This is a genomic window from Caballeronia sp. LZ019 (genome assembly GCF_031450825.1).
Taxonomy (GTDB): Bacteria; Pseudomonadota; Gammaproteobacteria; order Burkholderiales; family Burkholderiaceae; genus Caballeronia.
In genome coordinates this window covers 386,734-404,225 of the sequence record NZ_JARTVZ010000002.1, presented here as the reverse complement: position 1 = coordinate 404,225, position 17,492 = coordinate 386,734, and the positions used below count along the sequence as shown (strand labels likewise).

Annotated in this window: 15 protein-coding genes and 1 tRNA gene; 7 read left to right on the top strand and 9 right to left on the bottom strand. The window is 61.2% G+C overall.

The window, feature by feature from the left end:
- Positions 1–161: 161 nt before the first annotated feature.
- Positions 162–1,721 (top strand): exonuclease domain-containing protein, encoded by a 1,560-nt coding sequence (locus tag P9255_RS04825; protein ID WP_309765783.1) that lies wholly within the window; start codon positions 162–164, stop codon positions 1,719–1,721.
- A 540-nt stretch (positions 1,722–2,261) separates the two neighbouring features.
- On the opposite strand, the gene P9255_RS04820 is transcribed toward P9255_RS04825, so the two are convergent.
- The 3 genes from P9255_RS04820 to P9255_RS04810 are packed head-to-tail and all read right to left on the bottom strand — an operon-like array spanning position 2,262 to position 3,956.
- Positions 2,262–2,774 carry a hypothetical protein gene (locus tag P9255_RS04820; protein WP_309765782.1) on the bottom strand — a complete coding sequence of 171 codons (513 nt, stop codon included), beginning with the start codon at positions 2,772–2,774 and terminating at the stop codon, positions 2,262–2,264.
- Positions 2,775–2,802: 28 nt separating this feature from the next.
- Positions 2,803–3,351 (bottom strand): hypothetical protein, encoded by a 549-nt coding sequence (locus tag P9255_RS04815; protein WP_309765781.1) that lies wholly within the window; start codon positions 3,349–3,351, stop codon positions 2,803–2,805.
- Complete coding sequence (locus P9255_RS04810) at positions 3,348–3,956, bottom strand: hypothetical protein (protein ID WP_309765780.1); 609 nt, start codon at positions 3,954–3,956, stop codon at positions 3,348–3,350. The genes P9255_RS04815 and P9255_RS04810 overlap by 4 nt, the downstream gene beginning before the upstream one ends.
- A 784-nt stretch (positions 3,957–4,740) precedes the next feature.
- Between P9255_RS04810 and P9255_RS04805 the strand changes: the two genes are divergently transcribed.
- Positions 4,741–5,184: a hypothetical protein gene (locus P9255_RS04805; protein WP_309765779.1), complete on the top strand. Its 444-nt coding sequence runs from the start codon at positions 4,741–4,743 to the stop codon at positions 5,182–5,184.
- Positions 5,185–5,475: 291 nt separating this feature from the next.
- Here P9255_RS04805 and P9255_RS04800 read toward each other — a convergent pair whose 3' ends face one another.
- The 3 genes from P9255_RS04800 to P9255_RS04790 are packed head-to-tail and all read right to left on the bottom strand — an operon-like array spanning position 5,476 to position 8,496.
- Complete coding sequence (locus tag P9255_RS04800) at positions 5,476–6,657, bottom strand: phage/plasmid primase, P4 family (protein WP_309789204.1); 1,182 nt, start codon at positions 6,655–6,657, stop codon at positions 5,476–5,478.
- The gene (locus P9255_RS04795; protein ID WP_309765777.1) at positions 6,647–7,414 is read right to left on the bottom strand and encodes a hypothetical protein; all 768 of its coding nucleotides are present in this window, start codon (positions 7,412–7,414) and stop codon (positions 6,647–6,649) included. Before P9255_RS04795 ends, P9255_RS04800 begins: the two co-directional genes overlap by 11 nt.
- Before the next feature lie 59 nt (positions 7,415–7,473).
- Entirely contained in the window at positions 7,474–8,496 is a 1,023-nt protein-coding gene (locus P9255_RS04790; protein ID WP_309765776.1) for a ParB/RepB/Spo0J family partition protein, read from the bottom strand.
- A gap of 476 nt (positions 8,497–8,972) precedes the next feature.
- Between P9255_RS04790 and P9255_RS04785 the strand changes: the two genes are divergently transcribed.
- From P9255_RS04785 to P9255_RS04765, 5 genes are all read left to right on the top strand, one after another.
- Entirely contained in the window at positions 8,973–9,887 is a 915-nt protein-coding gene (locus P9255_RS04785) for a PD-(D/E)XK nuclease-like domain-containing protein (RefSeq protein ID WP_309765775.1), read from the top strand.
- On the top strand, positions 9,880–10,962 hold the full coding sequence (locus tag P9255_RS04780; RefSeq protein ID WP_309789203.1) for a recombinase RecT: 1,083 nt from the start codon (positions 9,880–9,882) through the stop codon (positions 10,960–10,962). Before P9255_RS04785 ends, P9255_RS04780 begins: the two co-directional genes overlap by 8 nt.
- A 19-nt stretch (positions 10,963–10,981) precedes the next feature.
- Positions 10,982–11,305, top strand: a complete 324-nt coding sequence (locus tag P9255_RS04775; RefSeq protein WP_309765773.1) for a hypothetical protein — start codon at positions 10,982–10,984, stop codon at positions 11,303–11,305.
- A gap of 189 nt (positions 11,306–11,494) precedes the next feature.
- Positions 11,495–11,713, top strand: a complete 219-nt coding sequence (locus P9255_RS04770) for an excisionase (protein WP_309765772.1) — start codon at positions 11,495–11,497, stop codon at positions 11,711–11,713.
- Complete coding sequence (locus P9255_RS04765) at positions 11,710–12,945, top strand: Arm DNA-binding domain-containing protein (protein ID WP_309765771.1); 1,236 nt, start codon at positions 11,710–11,712, stop codon at positions 12,943–12,945. Before P9255_RS04770 ends, P9255_RS04765 begins: the two co-directional genes overlap by 4 nt.
- Positions 12,946–13,659: 714 nt before the next feature.
- On the opposite strand, the gene P9255_RS04760 is transcribed toward P9255_RS04765, so the two are convergent.
- The 3 genes from P9255_RS04760 to rpoD form a co-directional block, all read right to left on the bottom strand.
- The gene (locus P9255_RS04760; RefSeq protein WP_309789202.1) at positions 13,660–14,823 is read right to left on the bottom strand and encodes an ATP-binding protein; all 1,164 of its coding nucleotides are present in this window, start codon (positions 14,821–14,823) and stop codon (positions 13,660–13,662) included.
- A 319-nt stretch (positions 14,824–15,142) separates the two neighbouring features.
- Positions 15,143–15,219 (bottom strand) — tRNA-Ile (locus tag P9255_RS04755).
- Between the two features lie 163 nt (positions 15,220–15,382).
- The gene (rpoD, locus tag P9255_RS04750; protein WP_309765769.1) at positions 15,383–17,437 is read right to left on the bottom strand and encodes an RNA polymerase sigma factor RpoD; all 2,055 of its coding nucleotides are present in this window, start codon (positions 17,435–17,437) and stop codon (positions 15,383–15,385) included.
- Between the last annotated feature and the right edge of the window lie 55 nt (positions 17,438–17,492).

Sequence of the window (17,492 nt, the reverse complement as noted above, 5' to 3'; positions counted from 1 at the left end):
AAAGCAGGGTGCCATTGTATCGATCACGCGGGCGCATCGCAGCGCGCGTGTTCGAACCGGAAATAACGGCAGATACGAGCGTACGCTTGAGCGACGCATGCGTTTGTGCAATTCGCGCTAGACTCGCCGCTCATTCGCGTTTTATGTCTCCGTCGCCGTTCATGCAAGAAGATTCCCTCGCCGATGCCCTCCTCGCCGGACTTGCGCGCCCGATCGTGTTCGTCGATCTGGAGACGACGGGCAGCGATGCGACCGCCGATCGCATCACCGAGATCGGCGTGGTGGAAGCCAGCACGGCGGGCATCGAGCGCTGGAGCGTGCTCGTCGATCCGGGCATGCCGGTGCCGCCGTTCGTCGCGCGTCTGACCGGCATCGACGATGCGATGCTGCGCGGCCAGCCGAGCTTCGAATCGCTCGCGCCCGCGCTGGCCGAGCGGCTGCATGGCAAGCTTTTCGTCGCGCATAACGCGCGCTTCGACTACGGCTTTCTGAAGAACGAGTTCCGCCGCGCGGGCATCGCGTTTCGCGCGGATACGCTTTGCACGGTGCGGCTGTCGCGCGCGCTGTTTCCTTCTGTCGAGCGGCATGGGCTGGATGCGCTCATCGCGCGGCTGAATCTCGCGCCGCAAGGACGCCACCGTGCGCTCGCCGATGCCGATCTGCTCTGGCAGTTCTGGCAGAAGATTCACGAACTGTATTCGCAGGAACTCGTCGATGCGGCCGTGAAGGCGCTCGTCAGGCGCGCGAGTCTGCCGGCCGCGCTGCCCGAAGGCGCGCTGGATGCGCTGCCGTCATCGCCCGGCGTGTATCTCTTTCATGGCGATGACGACGTGCCGCTGTACGTCGGCAAAAGCATCAACCTGAAGCAGCGCGTCGGGGCGCATTTTTCGGGCGATCATCGGCTGGCGAAGGATCTGTCGATATCGCAGGCTATACGGCGGATCGAATGTCGTGAGACCGTCGGGGAGCTGGGCGCGCTGCTGCTGGAAGCGAAGCTCGTGAAGGAGTTGCAGCCGGTGCACAATCGGCTGCTGAAGCGCGCATCGGCGACGTGTGCCTGGCAATGGCTGCCCGGTGCGCCTGCGCCGACGCTGTTGCGTGCGAGCAAGCGGGATTTGTCGCGCGAGCCGCATTTGTTCGGCGTGTTCGCGTCGCGTGCGAAGGCACACGCGTTCATGCGTCATCTTGCCGATGAACACCGGCTCTGTCCGGCGACGCTTTGCATCGAAAAGGCGCCGCCGGGGCGGATGCGCGGGTGCTTCGGGTATCAGGTCAGGCGTTGTCTGGGCGCGTGTGCCGGTGCGGAATCGCTTGCGGATCATGCAGCGCGGGCGCTGGATGCGCTGGAACGCGCGCGCGTGGTGCGATGGCCGCATGATGGTCCGGTTGCGATTGCGGAACGCGATGCGGAGACGGGGCGCGAGGCCTGGCACGTGATCGATCGATGGTGTTATGTGGGGACGTGCGGCGGGCGCGAGGAGATTGCCGGACTGCTTGCGGATGCGCCCGAATTGCGGCCTTTCGATGCGGATGTTTATGCGTTGATTGGGAAGCGCATCGCGTCGGGAGAACTCGAATGGATTGCTTGCGATGCGCGGCCTGCGTTTAGTCTTGTGGTGCAGGAGGCGGTTGCGGCGTCCGAGAAGCGCGCGGTTGGGCGGCGGCGAGTGGGCGTGAAGGCGGGCGTCGCGGATGTGGGGCAGCTTGGGTTGCTTGGGTAGGCAATGGGGCGGTTGGGTAGGAAAGGGGGGGGGCCGAAGGGCGCTTGCAGTGTGAGCATCATCGGCCGAGCCTCCAATGCAAACGGCAGCAGACCGTTGCCCGCCAGCACGTATGGCAGCCCGAAGCAACGGATCAGCCATGGGAAAAAGCGCGCCCGCGTGTGGCGCACGCCAGCTTTGCATCGTCGTGTTCATGCGCGCGATAACCGTAGCCGTTCATCATCCCGCGCCGTGGCTGACGGCGGCCGCAGGCCGACGACCGACCGAAGTTCCTTTAGGGACGGCAGGCGCCGAGGAACCGGGCTCAGTATTAGCTAACGCTCGGCCGGTACGGATGTACCAGCCGCTGGAAATAGCCCAGGCGTATTCACACGCAAGACAAGATCGCCCTTGGCGCACTTGAAACGATACAGCGCGAGATTGCCCATCCATCGCGTCAACAACAACGTCGTGCCGCGGGCTTTGGCTGTGCCAGCCAAGCATTGCAGCGACGCGTCTTCGCGCATCTGTTGCTTGAGCGCTCATGACATCTTGGTTCGCTTACCTGCCATTCGTCGTGCACGCGATGATCCACTTCATCTCTCGAAGTCGTAAGCTCTCGCGACGCGTGAGACGGCCCACCGCATCGCGCAGATAACGATGCTCGATCTGCGCCGATGTTCCCGCCGCCCAGCGCGTGGCCGTCACACCGCCGCGTGCGTCGTAGTCGGTCTGCTGGCGCTGGCCATCGAGATTGATCTGCTCGATCAGCCGGTCGCCCGCGTCGTAGCCGAAGCCGTATCGCTCGCCGTTCTCGTTGACCAGCGCGGTGAGCCGGCCATAGGCGTCGTATTCGAACGCGACCTTGCGGCCTGCCGCATCCAGCCGCTCGACGACGCGGCCCTGTGCATCGCGGATGTAACGCGTGTGCTGATTCAGCGCGTCAGTGCGCGCAACCAGTTGACCCGCAGCATCGAGCGTGAAACGGTCTTGCGCGCCAGCTGCCCGTCCTCTGTCCAGCTCAGATGGCGCTCGCCGCCGCGCGCATCGGTGATGCGCGTGACCTGCCCCCACGCATCGTGGTCCAGCACGGTGCGCTGCATCAGCGGATCGAGTTCCAGCACGCCGTTGCCGCGTTCGTCGTACGCGTATCGCCAGACGTGGCCGGCCGCATCGACTTCCTGCACCGGCAGCGCCCACACCGGATGCCATTCGGTTGCTCGACGCGGCCCAGCGGATCGGTGCTGGACATGAGCCGCCCGGCGTCGTCGTATGACCAGCGCCACACGCCGCCTTGCGCATCGGTCATCGCGAGCAACTGACGCTCGTCGTTCCACTCGAAGCTGCTCACCTGCCCGAGTGCGTCCTCGTAACGCGTCACCTGATGCAGCGCGTCCCACTCGCGCACGCTCTCGCGCCCGAGCGTGTCGCGCACCGTCATCCGGCGCGCGTTCACATCGTAGTCGAGCCAGTAGTGATCGCCGCTATCGGTCCAGTGCTCGGTGACGCGCCTTTCCTCGCCGTCCGGGCCGTCGAAGCGGCCCCAGCGATAGTGGCACTCGCCGCAGGCCGGGCACTGATTGCGATCGCCGGTGAGGCGACGGCGCGACGCACGTAGCGCGGCCGCAACCGGTTCAGTCGGCTGGTTCATGCTGTCTCCTGCGGCGATTCAGTGTCCTGCGCTTCGGCGGCGCTCACGACGATGCCCGCCTCGTGCAGCCGCTCGTCGATGCGCGCGAACGCTTGATCGAAAGCGCCGCCGCTGGTGCGCGTGCCCAACAGCGCGGTCGAGAGAATCGCCGTATGGCTCGCGACCGTGGCGCGATGCACGCCGCACCGCTGCGCCACATCGACGGCGGCCTCGTGCGTGTGCGTCAACAGGTTGGCGACTAGCGCCTGACGCAGCTTCAGGTTCGGCGTGCAGCCGCTGAAGAGCTGGGCGGTGTGCGCGACCACTAGCGCGAGCGCACGCGCCCATTCAGGATTCGGATAGTGGCCGGCGCAACAACGACGCCGGCAGCACACGCTCTCGCGCGGCGCATAGCGCACGGTGAGCAGCGCCTGATAGATCGGCGATAGCCGCTCCAGCTGGCGGCGGATGCGCGCGGCTTGCGCGCAGGCGTCCTCGCCCAGCAGCGTCGTCTCACTGACGACGTGCTGGTGCAGTTGCGCGAGCGAAGAAGCGCCGCCGCGTTCGACACTGAGACGGAGCGTGTCGCGCAGTGCGCGGGCGGTGTCGGTGTAGTGCGATTGCATGGCGGATCGGAAGCGTGGGGCCGTAAACGATGAAACCCGCCGACATGTCACATGTGGCGGGTTCCAGGCACACCGGTAGAGCTTCCGATTAATCCCGCATATTAGACTTCAAATGTCGGTTGTCAAGCATGCCTTAGGAAACTTTCGTGCGAGGGACGCGCGAGGTAAGCTGAACGTGCAACCAGCCTGCCGCGCCCTTGGCACGCCTTTTTTGTAGGCCACTTCGCGCTCAGTCCCGCCTGGCGGGCTACTGCGGCATTCCCAACACCTGAAAGAACGGCTAGCAGCGGAGTTTTCAGCCCCGAAACGCGTACCTTTGCGGTACCCCACGCCGTTCAATCCTCGGTTTATCCCCCGTCCGAACGCAGAAATGTCAACCGAGCTGGCAGACATTGTCGGTTCTGGCGCCGTCGTCACGGCCGGGCGGGCGCGTCTTTCGCGTGGCGCATGAGACATAAAACACGGTGACGAACTTCCCACCAGTGGACAACCTCCGCCCCACACCCCGCACTCGCCCAACACGCGCGCCACAGCGGCCTTCCTTCGCCCTGCACGCTTCTCACGCACCAGCCTCGTCGCGCACCCTTACGCCGTTGTCCCCTGCGTTATCCACTGTCAACTGCTCGCGACAGCGACTTGACTCCGCCGTCCTTTTTGTTGGGCTGCCCCGCTCTGCGCCGGGTTGCGCGGCACCGCCGCTGCCGACCTTCCTGGCAAATTGGGATAAGTCGCCGCGAGGCGCTGCTATGATCGCGCTCCCAGCAACCGTCCTTCGATCCGCTCGATGCCCAGCATCACTAAGCGAGCCCAGCTGCGCGACATCTCGGAAGTCGTCACGTTCGGCCGTTCCCCGACGACGATGTTTAACGCAACCATCGAAGGCAAGCGCTACTTCAGTCTCACTGTGCCGGGACGTCCTCGGCTGCAAAGCGGCATGGAAGTGACTTCGGTGCTTCGCGATCCGGACGATTGGTACTCCATCATCGGATGGCTGGATCACAAAACCGGCGACATTATTGGCGTGCCCTCGCCAGCGGTCGCGTTACTTGCCCTTGCCGCCTGCGGAATGCCGGCGCTCATTTGCCTGTTGGCCGTTCTACGCGGTCCAGAGCAACAAGGCGTGTGGCCATTGACGGCCATGTTGACTATCGCAAGCCTGTGGCGGTTCGATCGGTGGCGTAAGGCGCGAACGCTCTATCGCCTTCTGAACCGCACGATCGACCATTGAAAGTCCCTTCGAGGGAAATCAGTGTGCGTACTCAACGTTCGGAGGTCCTTGTCCGACCGGAAGTACGCTGTGCGCAGGTTGTTCTCGAAAGCTGCCCTTCGCCGAAGGAACCCCGGTTCGGAAGTGGTGCAGTGAGTAAGTCGTTCTCTCACACGGTGGAAGTGGTGGAAGGCGAGGAAGCTATTCTTATATATTGCTTCTATTACGCGCGCGTCATGTCAGAATTTAGTATTGGCTTCCTCGGCTTCCACCACTTCCACTGGTGCGTCCCTCTTTGTCTCGAATGCGCTTTTAGTTTTCGGAACGAAGACGCACGCCGCGAAAGAAATTGCCGCGATTCAGGGTCTCGAAACGTAGTGAGTGCTCGCCGAGCAGTCTCGCCTTGAAATCGGTGGTGCCGATACGATGCCCGTCGATGCTGTTGCGCGTGAACCAATCCGCATAGGCCCGATAGAGAATACTCGACTGCGTGGAGAAAGCTGAGTCGAATTCAAGCGCCTCATCGACCCACTGCGTGAACGAGTCGCTCTCATTGAAGTAGTCGGCCGACGCTTCACGCACCGCACTTGGCATCTCGCCCAAGCCTGAGCTCCACAGTTGACGCGCGCCCTCGACCATCCAGGCGAGAATGGCGGGATATTCGACACGCAGCTTTGCGCTCAGCTCAGGGTCACGCTCGGCTTCAGGAACGCGATGCGTGAATGGGATCAATCGGAAGCGGCGCCGCTCGGCTTCGTCGACGGCCCGCAGACGCGGCTTGTGATTGCCGCAGAAGCACAGCTTGCAGACGGGCTCGAACGTGAAGAAATTCTGGTGCATGAAGCGCGCCGCGATGCGTTCGCCCGACGCGATGTCCTTGATGCGCGTGCTGTTCCATTCGCGGCCTTCGGGCAGTTCCGTGCAAGCAACGAGTCGCGCGCCATTGAGCATCGCCACGCCTGCCGGATGCTGGTCGTGATACGAGGCGAGAAAGATGTGAACGGGCGCCGCGCAGTAGTAATCGCCGAGAATGTCGCGCAGGGCGCGCAGGAAGCACGTCTTGCCGTTGCCACCCGAGCCGTACAACATGAACACGAGCTCGTACTTGGTGCTGCCCGTGAGGAAATAGCCGCACACCCGCTGCAGCCACGCGACGAGTGCAGTATCACCTTGGGTGCAGGTGAGCAAAAATTCCATCCAGCGTGGACAGCCGGCCTCAAAGTCGGGCGCGACGCTTGTGATGCGCGTGATCAAGTCCGCAGGACGTGCTTCGCGCAAGCGACCGGTGGACAGCGTGACGACGCCCGCCGGGGTGGCGAGGAGCGACCGGGCGCAGAGGGATTCATGCCCGCTTTCGAGCGCGGCGCGGGCGCGCGTGGCGACCGCGTTGCACTCGACGCAATCGATGTTTTCACCCTCGAGGGCGGTGATGGTGCTCCGAACCGTACGTACGATTGCGTCGCGCGTGCCGGCTTCTCTGGCGTCATGCTTCATCGTCTGCTCCTTCGATCATCGCGGATAGGAAGGCGATCGCCGTCGGCGCGATCCGGCGAACGTCGGCTTGCATCGTATCGGTCATGGCGTCGAACACCGCGTGCGGATCCTTCGAAACGTATTCGTCACGTTCGAAGTCGCGTAGCCGTCCCCACAGCCACAGCGAATCGTCCGGCAGTCGCGCAACAGCGGAGGCGGCTGGATCCCGAATCTCACGGATGAGCGCAGCAGTGGTTGGCTTCTTCTCGGGGCTGCGCAGCGCGGCCTCGAAATCTTCTTCTGGGATCCGGGCGAGCTTCTGCCACTTCGAGGACTGATCGCGCGTTACACCCATGTCTAAAAGCGTCGCATGGGACGACGCTTTTCCGCGCCCTGGCCCTGCCGCTCGTTGCCCCGGCCCGCTTGCCCGCATCTCCGCTTCGGCAAGTTCCTTGAGCAACACGCCCGCTCGACGCTCTGCGCGCAAGCGAATCTCACAAGCCTGACGTTCCGCATCCGTGTTCTTCGCCTGGCTGCTGTAGACCTCGAGCGCCAGCACCTTGTCGCGAATTTCCTTCACTTCGTCGATGCGATGACACTCGGCGATCGCGCGGCACATGTCGGCGTAGCGCACGGCAAGTGCGCTTTGCTCGGCAGGCGCATGAGCAGCGCTCACCGCGACAGTGCCGCCCGGCCCCAAGCGTTCGGCAACGGCAGAGCGAGTGCATCTTTCCGCCTCGCGGCTCTGGTTGGCCGATAGCTGGGCTGGCTTGGTCATCTCTCTCACGTTTTCGAGAGCGGAATACGGGCCGTCCGGCACCTTAGACGCCGATGTTTTCACGATCGCCTCCACACAGCCTTGAGTTTCGACAGATAGCCCATCGCCGGGTCAAGGAATTCCGTCACGGCCGGCCACATGAACGGTTTCATCAGCGCCTGCATGTCTTCGGGGCGGATATCGCTGGTCGCGATCTGCCGGATTGATTCCGTTACCTTGAATACGCGCTCGTTGTCCGATAGGCGCTTTGATGGCGGCAGGAAGGCGGGCGTGTCCGAGGTGGCCACGGGCATTTCCGGCACTTCGGCACGCTTGCGGGCGCGGATGCACTTGCGCGCGACGATCTGGCGTTGTTGTGCTTGTGGAATTTGCGCGAGCGTCGCCGCGGCATGGATACTCGCGTGGCCAGCGTCCAAAGCATCAATGAGCTCGGGCGTGCCACTTCGCAGGACCTGTTTGGCCTTACGGTAGCTCTCGCGAACGCCGAAGCCAGCCCTTTCCGCAGCGAGATCCGATGAACGCGTGCCTGATTTAACTTCGCCCAAATTTGGGCAAAGTTCGATGTCCGTCCGCATACCCTGTCGATTGCCAAGCTGCGCCTCGATCGCCTGTCCGATCGCCACGCGCTCCGATACGGTGAAGTCCTTTCTTAGCTCGTTCTCCGCGTATTCGCCCAGCACGATCGACTCAAGGTTCACCACGCGCGCCGGCACGCTTTCCCATTGCAGGCGCATACACGCTAGCAAGCGCCGCTCTCCGGCGATCAGTTCGAGCTCAGGTGTCACGACGATCGGATGCAGAAGCCCGATTGTTTCGATGCTTTGAGCAAGCGCCGCGATGTCGCCATGGTCCACGCGATGACGCGTCCCAACGCGAATCTGTGCAAGCGGCACATCGACGAATTCTTCGTGTGCAAGCCGTGGTGGTTCGGCCATTGCACGCCGAACTTCGATGACCGTATCGCGAGATGAATCGAAGCGCCGGGCTATTTCTGCGTTCGTCGCCTTGGGATTAGCCTCGAGCGCCTGGCGTATCGCTTCGCGGTTCTCTGCATAGGACGCGGGATAGCGCTTGCCGTTCACTCCAATGACGCGTTGCGCTCTTGCTCTCACCGCTCTTCTGGTGTCAACCATTTTGAAACGCCTTCAGTCCTAACTCAGTGAAAAGTCCACCTAACGATAGAACCGTGTAATTCAGGACGTCAAATCATTTTTTTGATAGGGATATTTCCTAGGGTGTCGAACATACTGTCGAACATCGCTTAAGAACCTAGAAAGCTCACTTCGAAAACTTACGCTTACCCGTTGATTTTTATGGACATAAATTAATCCGCAAAAATCAAGTGTCGAGCATGCTCGACAGGTCCTATTTCTGAAGAATGGATTATCCGGCGCTTGAAATCGCCGCACCGCTTGTCTATCGTTCCTTCTCACGGCGCCCACTTGCCTTGTGAGAGCGGCGTCCCTCTCATCGAATACGGCGTTTCAATGACAACGCGGTTCACACGCCGACCTCTTGGAATGAATGACGTCATCCGGCACTCCGCACGGTGATTGAATTGATCGAATCCAACATTGAATTGGCTTCATCCGACCATCGAAGCGACGGCGCGTCGGTGGGCGGGTTAGTGAGCGCGTCAATGAGCGCGCCGGCCCGTCGCCTCGATGACCTGCCCGCCATCGATTATTACGCGCAGGAGGCTTTCAGCGCCTCGGGCATCTCCAAGCTGTTACGCTCGCCTGCCCACTACCACGTCTGGCGCACAGCGCCGCGCCCGCCCACGACTGGGATGGCCTTCGGCACCGTAGTGCATGCGCTGGTGCTCGAGCCTGACCGAGAACCGCCCATGGCGATCGCACCGGCGTGCGAGCGGCGTTCGAACGCCGACAAGGCGATATGGGCTGAGTTCGAAGCGAATCTCAATGGACGGGTGCCGCTTAAGCAGGAGGAGTTCGACCGCGCGCAGCGCGTGCGCGATGCGGTTTATGCCAATGCCGGCGCGCGGCTGCTGCTCGATAACATCGCCACCGAGGTGTCGATCTTCTGGCACGACGAAGCGTTCGATATCCCGTGCAAGGCGCGGCTCGATGCGCTACGCGCCGACTTTGGCGTCGTCGATCTGAAGACCACCACCGATGCGACGCCCGATGCTTTCTCACGCTCGATGGCGCACTTCTGCTATCACGCGCAGGCTGCGCACTATCGCAATGCGGTCCTGCATGCGCAACACGCCTCGCCGCCGTTCTTTGCCTGGATCGCAGTCGAAACCAAGGCACCCTTCGGTTGCTGCTGTTACGAGATCGATAGCGACGCACTGAAAGCCGGCCGCGACCTCGTTCACGCCGCCGCGCAAGTCTATGCGCAGGCCCGGCGTGAGCAGCGCTGGCCGGCCTATCCCGACACGATCCGGCTGCTCGGCCTGCCCGGATGGGCGAGACGCGCAAACGACGCACAAGGAGTCCATCGTGACTGATCCTCGCACCGATGAGGCGAGCACGCGCATCGCCATGTTCCGCCGCGACCTTGACTCGCCCGCGCAACGCGAGCAACTGCGCGTGGCTCTGCCCCGGCATATCGATCTGGACACTTTCTGCCGCGTCGTCATGACAGCGGTTCAGTCCAACGATGATCTGGCCAAGGCCTCGCCCCGGTCGCTACTGCGCGCGACCATGGAATGCGCCTCCGATGGCTTGTTGCCGGATGGGCGCGAAGGCGCCATCGTCGCCTACCGTTACCGCGAGACCAACAGCTACATCGCAAGCTGGCAACCAATGGTGTGGGGACTGGTGAAGCTCGTACGGCAGTCCGGCGAACTGACGGACCTCGGCGCGCATGTCGTGACGCTTGCTGATCGTTTCGACTACGTAGTCGATGAATACGGCGAGCACTCTCGGCATCACCCCGATTTTCAGCACCCCGAGGCGGCGCCGCTGCTGGTCTATGCCTACGCACGCACGCGTGACGACGGCCGCTACTTTGAGCCGATGCCGTGGTTCGAAGTCGAGAAATTCAGCGCACTCAGTCAGGCGCACGCCGAAGAAGCACCGTGGAAGCGTTGGCCGCAGGAGATGGCCAAAGTGCGCGTGATCCGGCGACTGTGCAAGCGCCTACCGATGTCCACCGACGCCCGCGCCGTGCTTGCGCGCGACGATGCCCGCGAAGCGCAGCGCTTTTCGCTCAAACCCGCGGACGAAGACCCGATCACCGCAATCGCGACGATGAACGCGGCGATCCGCGAGGCGGCGGCATCGGCCGTGCCGGCGCTCGACCGGCCGGCCGCTGCAGGCGACGCACAGGAAACAGACGGCGCATCGCGCGCAGCGAAAGCACCGCGCAGCGCCCGCGCAAGATCCGATGCGTCACCGCTTGGACTCACGTACGCGCAGATCGCCGAGCGCCTGAAACAAGCGAAGGACCGAGCTTCGCTCGCCGCCGCCGCAAAGCTGATCGACGCGCTCGCGGACTCTCGGCAACGCGAGGAGCTGCATGAGATGGCCGAGCACATTGATGGCGAACTGACCGAAAAGATGCAGCGCGGCGTCGACTGACCTAGCAGCGCCGGGTCGTGTGTCTGAACGTCTCATTCATGATACGGACTACGAATTGATACTGTACGGCGGCGCATTTTCACTTACTGGTATCGGACAAGCAATGACGAAATGCTTCATTCATGACAAGGACGTGCGCAAGCTGCTCGCGCGGCATCCCTCGCTCGAGGTGAGCCGCACTCACCATCACGTGCGCGTGCGGCATCGAGGCACTGGCGACTTCGTCATCGTCTCGGCGACCAGCTCCGACTGGCGCAGTCTGCGCAAGGTGCAACAGGACCTGAGACGACTCGAGGCCGGCGTCGGTTATTTGCAGCGCCGGCGTCGTCGGCGCGACCTTTAAGGCAAGAACAAAAGAGCCACACTCGCCCCGCAAGGCCGCATTCATGAGTGGCTGTCCGCCCAACACAACGGTACAGTCGTCGTGCGTTTCGACCCACACGGGGACGCACCGGACGCAGGATGAGCGGCTAGCTAAGCGTAGGTGAATGCGGCACTCATTCATTGCGGACCACCATTAGGACTACTCGTGATGAATACGACGTCATCGAAACGCACGTTGCCCACGCACTACGTCACCGTCTCTATCGCGGCCGCTATCACGGGCCTTACCGAGAAGGCGATTCGCCGCAAGATCGAAGACGGCAAGTGGGTCGAGGGACGGGAATATCGCCGCTCACCTGACAGCGGCATTTTTATTGATTTGAGAGCTTACGAGAAATGGGTAGAACGAGTGGCGGTGTCGAAGTGAGGGACAGCTCCATCCGCCTGAGCTTTACAGCGAACGGCGTGCGGTATCGGCGCACGCTGATGGTCAACGGCGCGGCTATGTTGCCGACGCCCGCAAACGTCAAATACGCCAACTGGCTGATCGCCGAGATCTCCGAACGCATCCGCGCAGGGTCCTTCAGTCTCACGCAGTATTTTCCGGAGGAAGAGACTCCGAGCGCAGCGGCAGAGGAGGTGCCCGCGAAGCGCCCGAAGAAGGTAGAGGCGGCTCCGAAGACGACCAAAGCGTCACGCGCGCGCGGCAGCGAGCTCACCGTCGAAGGCTGGCTCACCCAATGGCTCGACATGACGCGCATTGAAACCTCGACGCGCATTGGCTACGACGCGGCCGTCAAGTTCTGGTCGCGTTCGCCCTACGACAACCGGGGCCGGCCGATGGGCAGCCTTCCGCTGCGTAGTTTGAAGTTGTCGCACATCCTCACCGCCATCGCCAGCCGCCGCGAATTGTCGGGCAAGACGATCAACAACTATGTCTCCGTGTTGCGCCTCGCGCTCAGCATTGCCGTGGCCGACGAGTTGATGCCGACCAATATCGCCGAGTCGGTTTCGCGCGCCAAGCATCAGCGTCAGCCCACCGACCCGTTCTCGCGCGACGAGTCGGAAGCGATCATCGCCGAAGCCGCCAGAATGGACGAACAGATTCACAACTACGTCGAACTGTGGTTCTGGTCGGGGCTGCGCACGTCCGAGATCAACGGGCTGGAATGGCGCTATGTCGACCTCAAGGACAACACCATCGCTATCGAGCGGGTGCTAGTGGCGGGTGAGGAGAAGAACCGCACCAAGACGGCCGAGGCGCGGCTCGTGCGCCTGAACAGCCGCTCCCGCGCCGCCCTGCTGCGCCAGCGAGCCTTCACGCAAGTCGCGGGCGGGCGCCTGTTCCAGGATCCGCGCACTGGTAAGCCGTGGCACAGCGAGGAGGCGTTCCAGCGGGTCTACTGGGCGCCGATCCTCAAGCGTCTCGGCATCCGCTATCGCCGGCCATACAACATGCGCCATTCATACGCGACGAGCATGCTGATGGCCGGCATGACGCCGGCGTTCTGCGCACGGCAACTCGGCCACACGGTGGAGATGTTCCTCCGTACCTATGCGAAGTGGATTGACGGCAGTCAGAACGACCTGGAGATGGCGCGCCTGGAGAATGCGCTCACGGACCCGCTGACTTGCTTGCCTACCGCAACGCAGTCATAGGCTTCGCCGCGCAGGCTTATTAGACGCCCGTGTGCATCGCGCGGGTGAGTCAAAAGCAATGTCGGCGGCTAATGGGTACCTGAGGGCCAGCTCACTTCACCTCGGGCGGAATCCGACGCTTGAGTCTGACGAAAAATTCTCGGAGCTGCTGCTCCCAGCTTACGGCCGGTTTGGAAGGGCTTCGCTCGTCCGGTCAAGGTCGACAGTCCTCGCTCGGCTTATCGGCGCGATCACAAGTAGGCCCAGCAACGTTGACGCATGCATACACCAAACGTAACTTCGACAAGTCGCTCGCGATGGTTGGCGCAACATCTATTTCTCCGGCAGCCGTGGCGGCGTCAATTGACCGCCCAGCAAGCCCGGAGGCCATCGTTGCAAGCAGGCAGTAGCCGCTCGCCAACTTATTGACGGCTCACGCGTACAGATCGCTTATTGAGCCGTTGAACGACCGCTCCAAAACTGGGATCGAAGAGCAACCATTCTCACCGGTGACTTCAATTTATTTTTTTAGGAGAACCCATTCGGTCTTGTTGCCTTTTGGAATCATCTCTATGATTTTGTCGTCCCGCAAGCTGTAAAACACGTTTTTCATCGCATTCTCAGATTTTATTCCCGTTAGCTCGCGCCCCTGCTTGTTGGTGATCTTTCCGTTTTTCGTAATGAAATCAATCACCAATTCCTCTGGCTTGGCAAGCGGAGTGTGCGGGATGGTTACTACGACCGTGTTTTGTACTTCATCGATTGTTGGATCTCTGGGTTTCCATTCTTCATTTTTTGAAAGGCTGTATTCAGTCCCTCGCCCATATCCTTGTTAGGCGGCGTCTTGTATCGCGATAACGTGCGGACAATTTGTTTGTTCCTTGAATATCGAACGTCAAGGATATTCTCAACTGTCACGAATCCAGGTAGGCGACCGGGACTTTGAACCTCAATCCGATTATCGAAGATACGAATGTGGACATCATCCGCGACTGAATAATCCCTGTGAATAATGGCATTGACGACGATCTCCCAGATCGCTTCAGGAGGGTAAGAAACTTTCTTCAGTCCATCAACCGTCCAAATGCTAATTTCGGACATTATCGCTGTTATTCGCGCCACGACGTTCTGTATGAGTTGGTTCGCTGGTCCTTCCAACGCATCCGAAAATGCGAGGTGATCTCTTTCGGGATCATCCTCTTTGGTTTCGTAGCGCGTAATTCTGACGCCTGCTCGGGTGGGTATCACGGCTGATGGGCTGGGCGCGAACAAGACAAGGCCACAAACCTTTGGATCCCAAGTCTTCAGGTCGATTAGGTTTTCGTTAACAGTGAAATTTAACGCGTCCGTTCTGGGAGAAAAATCGACCAGGAAAGAGCGAAGCTCTTCTGACTCAACGATCATCTCGGCCGGCACATTGGCCACAGCATTGTCTTCGAAAGATGCGAGGCCTTTTGCGAACTTCAACGCGACCAGATGATCGGCGTTCTTAAGTGGCAGCGACTGCGCCCCCTTTCTGAGGTACACGTCCTTCGAGGAAGTTTGATGAACCTGGGGGCTTTTGTCGATGCGCATTGACAGCACATAGCCGGGAAGATCCTTCGCCACAAGAAACTCCATGGACGAGGGCACCTGAGGAAAAACCTCATGCAGTGCCTGAAGGTGGCCATTGAACTCCTCAATTGAGGGAAGACCATGCCAACGCTTCTCGGGGGACTCGTCTGCCTTGTCATCCTCGATACCTATCAGTACGTCTCCCCCGTCTGCATTTGCGAGCGCAACTACGATCTTCTGAAGCGACGCGCCGGAAAGCCTAGCGGACTTCTTATCGAAGAAATGGCTTTCCGGGCGAGAAATCAACGCAATCGCTTCTTCCTTGTTCAAGGCACGAGTAAGCACCAACGGTCTCCGAGCATCTATAACACTGTCATCGTATCAGGAGTGAGACGCCTGGGAACTCGGAACGTCGCTTTGCCCGTGCGTCCTGGCAAGAAACGTCGACGGAATCATTCGGGGTCACCGCAATGGATCGTCAACGGTCCTCGAGCTGGTCCAAAGTCCTGCGGCCGCGCAAACGAGATTCGCTGTGAGGACTTAGTATGAAGCCCCTAGTGGGTACATGACCCACATCGTCCCCGGAATTGTCCCCGGAGTGTCCCTGAGGCGGAACTGGTGGGACGCAAAAGACGCTAAGCCTTTGATAAAACGAATAAAGAGATGGTGGGCCGGGTGGGACTCGAACCCACTGTCGGTCGATTATGAGTCGACAGCTTATACCAGTTAAGCTTCCGGCCCTGAGACAGCGCGACGTGCGCCAGAAAAGCGCAACGGGAACTCAAGACAAAAAAGAAAGCGCCTCAACGGCGCTTTCCGATACTCCAGAACGATGCGCAAGGCGACTCTCGAAGGTCTGCGAGTTTGCCTTACAACGCATCCCAATACAAGCCCGCCGAGCGCATCAACTCCCTTCGAGGAACGATTTGAGCTTGTCCGACCGGCTCGGATGACGCAGCTTGCGCAACGCCTTCGCTTCAATCTGCCGGATCCGCTCGCGCGTCACATCGAATTGCTTGCCCACTTCCTCCAGCGTGTGATCCGTGCTCATCTCGATGCCGAAGCGCATCCGCAACACCTTCGCCTCACGCGGCGTCAGCGAGTCGAGCACATCCTTCACGACATCACGCATGCTCGCATGCAATGCCGCATCCGCCGGCGCAACCGTGTTGTTGTCCTCGATGAAATCGCCGAGATGCGAATCGTCGTCGTCGCCGATCGGCGTCTCCATCGAAATCGGCTCCTTCGCAATCTTCATGATCTTGCGGATCTTGTCTTCCGGCATCTCCATCTTCTCGGCAAGCGTGGCCGGATCCGGCTCAAGTCCGGTCTCCTGCAGAATCTGCCGCGAAATCCGGTTCATCTTGTTGATCGTCTCGATCATGTGAACCGGAATTCGGATGGTGCGCGCCTGATCCGCAATCGATCGCGTAATGGCCTGCCGAATCCACCACGTCGCGTACGTCGAAAACTTGTACCCGCGACGATACTCGAACTTGTCCACCGCCTTCATCAGGCCGATATTGCCTTCCTGAATCAGATCCAGAAACTGCAAGCCGCGATTCGTGTACTTCTTCGCAATCGAAATCACGAGACGCAAGTTCGCCTCGGTCATCTCGCGCTTCGCCTGCCGCGCCTTCAGCTCGCCCGCCGCCATCTGGCGGTTCGTTTCCTTCAGGTCCTTCAGCGGCAGCACCACGCGCGCCTGAAGGTCCAGCAGACGCTGCTGCTGCTCGCGGATGGCCGGGATATTCCGCTCGAGCACGGCGCTATACCCATGCCCTTCGGCGACGACCTTATCGGCCCAGTCGAGATCCGTCTCGTTGCCCGGAAAACGCGCGATGAACTCGGCCCGCGGCATGCCGCACTTGTCGACGACCGTGTGCAGAATCTGCCGCTCCACCTGACGCACTTCGTCAACCTGCGCGCGCAGCGTGTCGCACAGGCGCTCGACAGTGCGCGCGGTGAAGCGTATCGACATCAGCTCAGTCTGGATCGCTTCCTGCGCCTTCAGATAGGCCTTCGACTTGTAGCCTTCCTTCTCGTACGCGCGGCGCATCTTGTCGAACCACTCGCTGATCAGCGAAAACTTCTCGAGCGACTGGCGCTTGAGCGCCTCGAGTTGCGCGGCGTTCGCGCTCGCTTGCGCGGCGCCGTCGTCCTCTTCCTCTTCTTCGTCGCTTTCCTCGTCCGTTTCCTCTTCCTCGGATTCGATCGCCTCCGCTTCCTGCTCGGAAAAGCCGTCGGTGTCTTCCGCGTTCGGATCGATCAGGCCGTCAACGAGTTCGTCCACGCGCGTTTCCTCGTTCTGCACGCGCTCGGCCATCGCGAGAATGTCGGCGATGGTCGTCGGGCAGGCGGAAATCGCCATGACCATGTGCTTAAGGCCGTCCTCGATGCGCTTGGCGATCTCGATTTCGCCCTCACGCGTCAGCAGCTCGACCGTGCCCATCTCGCGCATGTACATGCGCACGGGATCGGTCGTGCGGCCGAATTCGGAATCCACAGTGGATAGCGCGACTTCCGCCTCTTCCTCGACTTCATCGTCGGAGGAAGCGTTCGGCGCATTGTCGTTCAGGAGCAGCGTCTCGGCATCGGGCGCCTGTTCGTACACCGCCACGCCCATGTCGTTGAACGTGCTGATGATGCCTTCGATCGCCTCCGTCTCCGTGAAGTTGTCCGGAAGGTGATCGTTGATCTCGGCGTACGTGAGAAAGCCGCGCTCCTTGCCCAGCTTGATGAGCGCGCGCAGCTTGGAGCGGCGCTCCTCGAGCTCTTCAACCGTGCCGGGCGCGCTCGACGCGAACGCGTCTTTCAGCAGCGCCTTCTCCTTCGCGCGACGGTCGCGAGCCCTGACCTTCTCGACCTTCGCCGCAGGTGCGGCAGCCGGCTCGGCGTTTTGCGTTGCGTCGTCTTCGACGGGTACATCGTTCAGCTTTTTCGTCATGGAGTTCGCCATACAGGCTCTAGTCTCGACTCGCGGCTGCCGGACGGCAACCGATTGAACCGTGAAT

Bases quoted from the DNA above. Each gene is read 5' to 3' on its own strand.
- P9255_RS04825 (WP_309765783.1), top strand. From the start codon at position 162: ATGCAAGAAGATTCCCTCGCCGATGCCCTCCTCGCCGGACTTGCGCGC.
- P9255_RS04770 (WP_309765772.1), top strand. From the start codon at position 11,495: ATGAATACGACGTCATCGAAACGCACGTTGCCCACGCACTACGTCACC.
- P9255_RS04810 (WP_309765780.1), bottom strand. From the start codon at position 3,956: ATGCAATCGCACTACACCGACACCGCCCGCGCACTGCGCGACACGCTC.
- P9255_RS04800 (WP_309789204.1), bottom strand. From the start codon at position 6,657: ATGAAGCATGACGCCAGAGAAGCCGGCACGCGCGACGCAATCGTACGT.
- P9255_RS04815 (WP_309765781.1), bottom strand. From the start codon at position 3,351: ATGAACCAGCCGACTGAACCGGTTGCGGCCGCGCTACGTGCGTCGCGC.
- P9255_RS04795 (WP_309765777.1), bottom strand. From the start codon at position 7,414: ATGACCAAGCCAGCCCAGCTATCGGCCAACCAGAGCCGCGAGGCGGAA.
- rpoD (WP_309765769.1), bottom strand. From the start codon at position 17,437: ATGGCGAACTCCATGACGAAAAAGCTGAACGATGTACCCGTCGAAGAC.
- P9255_RS04805 (WP_309765779.1), top strand. From the start codon at position 4,741: ATGCCCAGCATCACTAAGCGAGCCCAGCTGCGCGACATCTCGGAAGTC.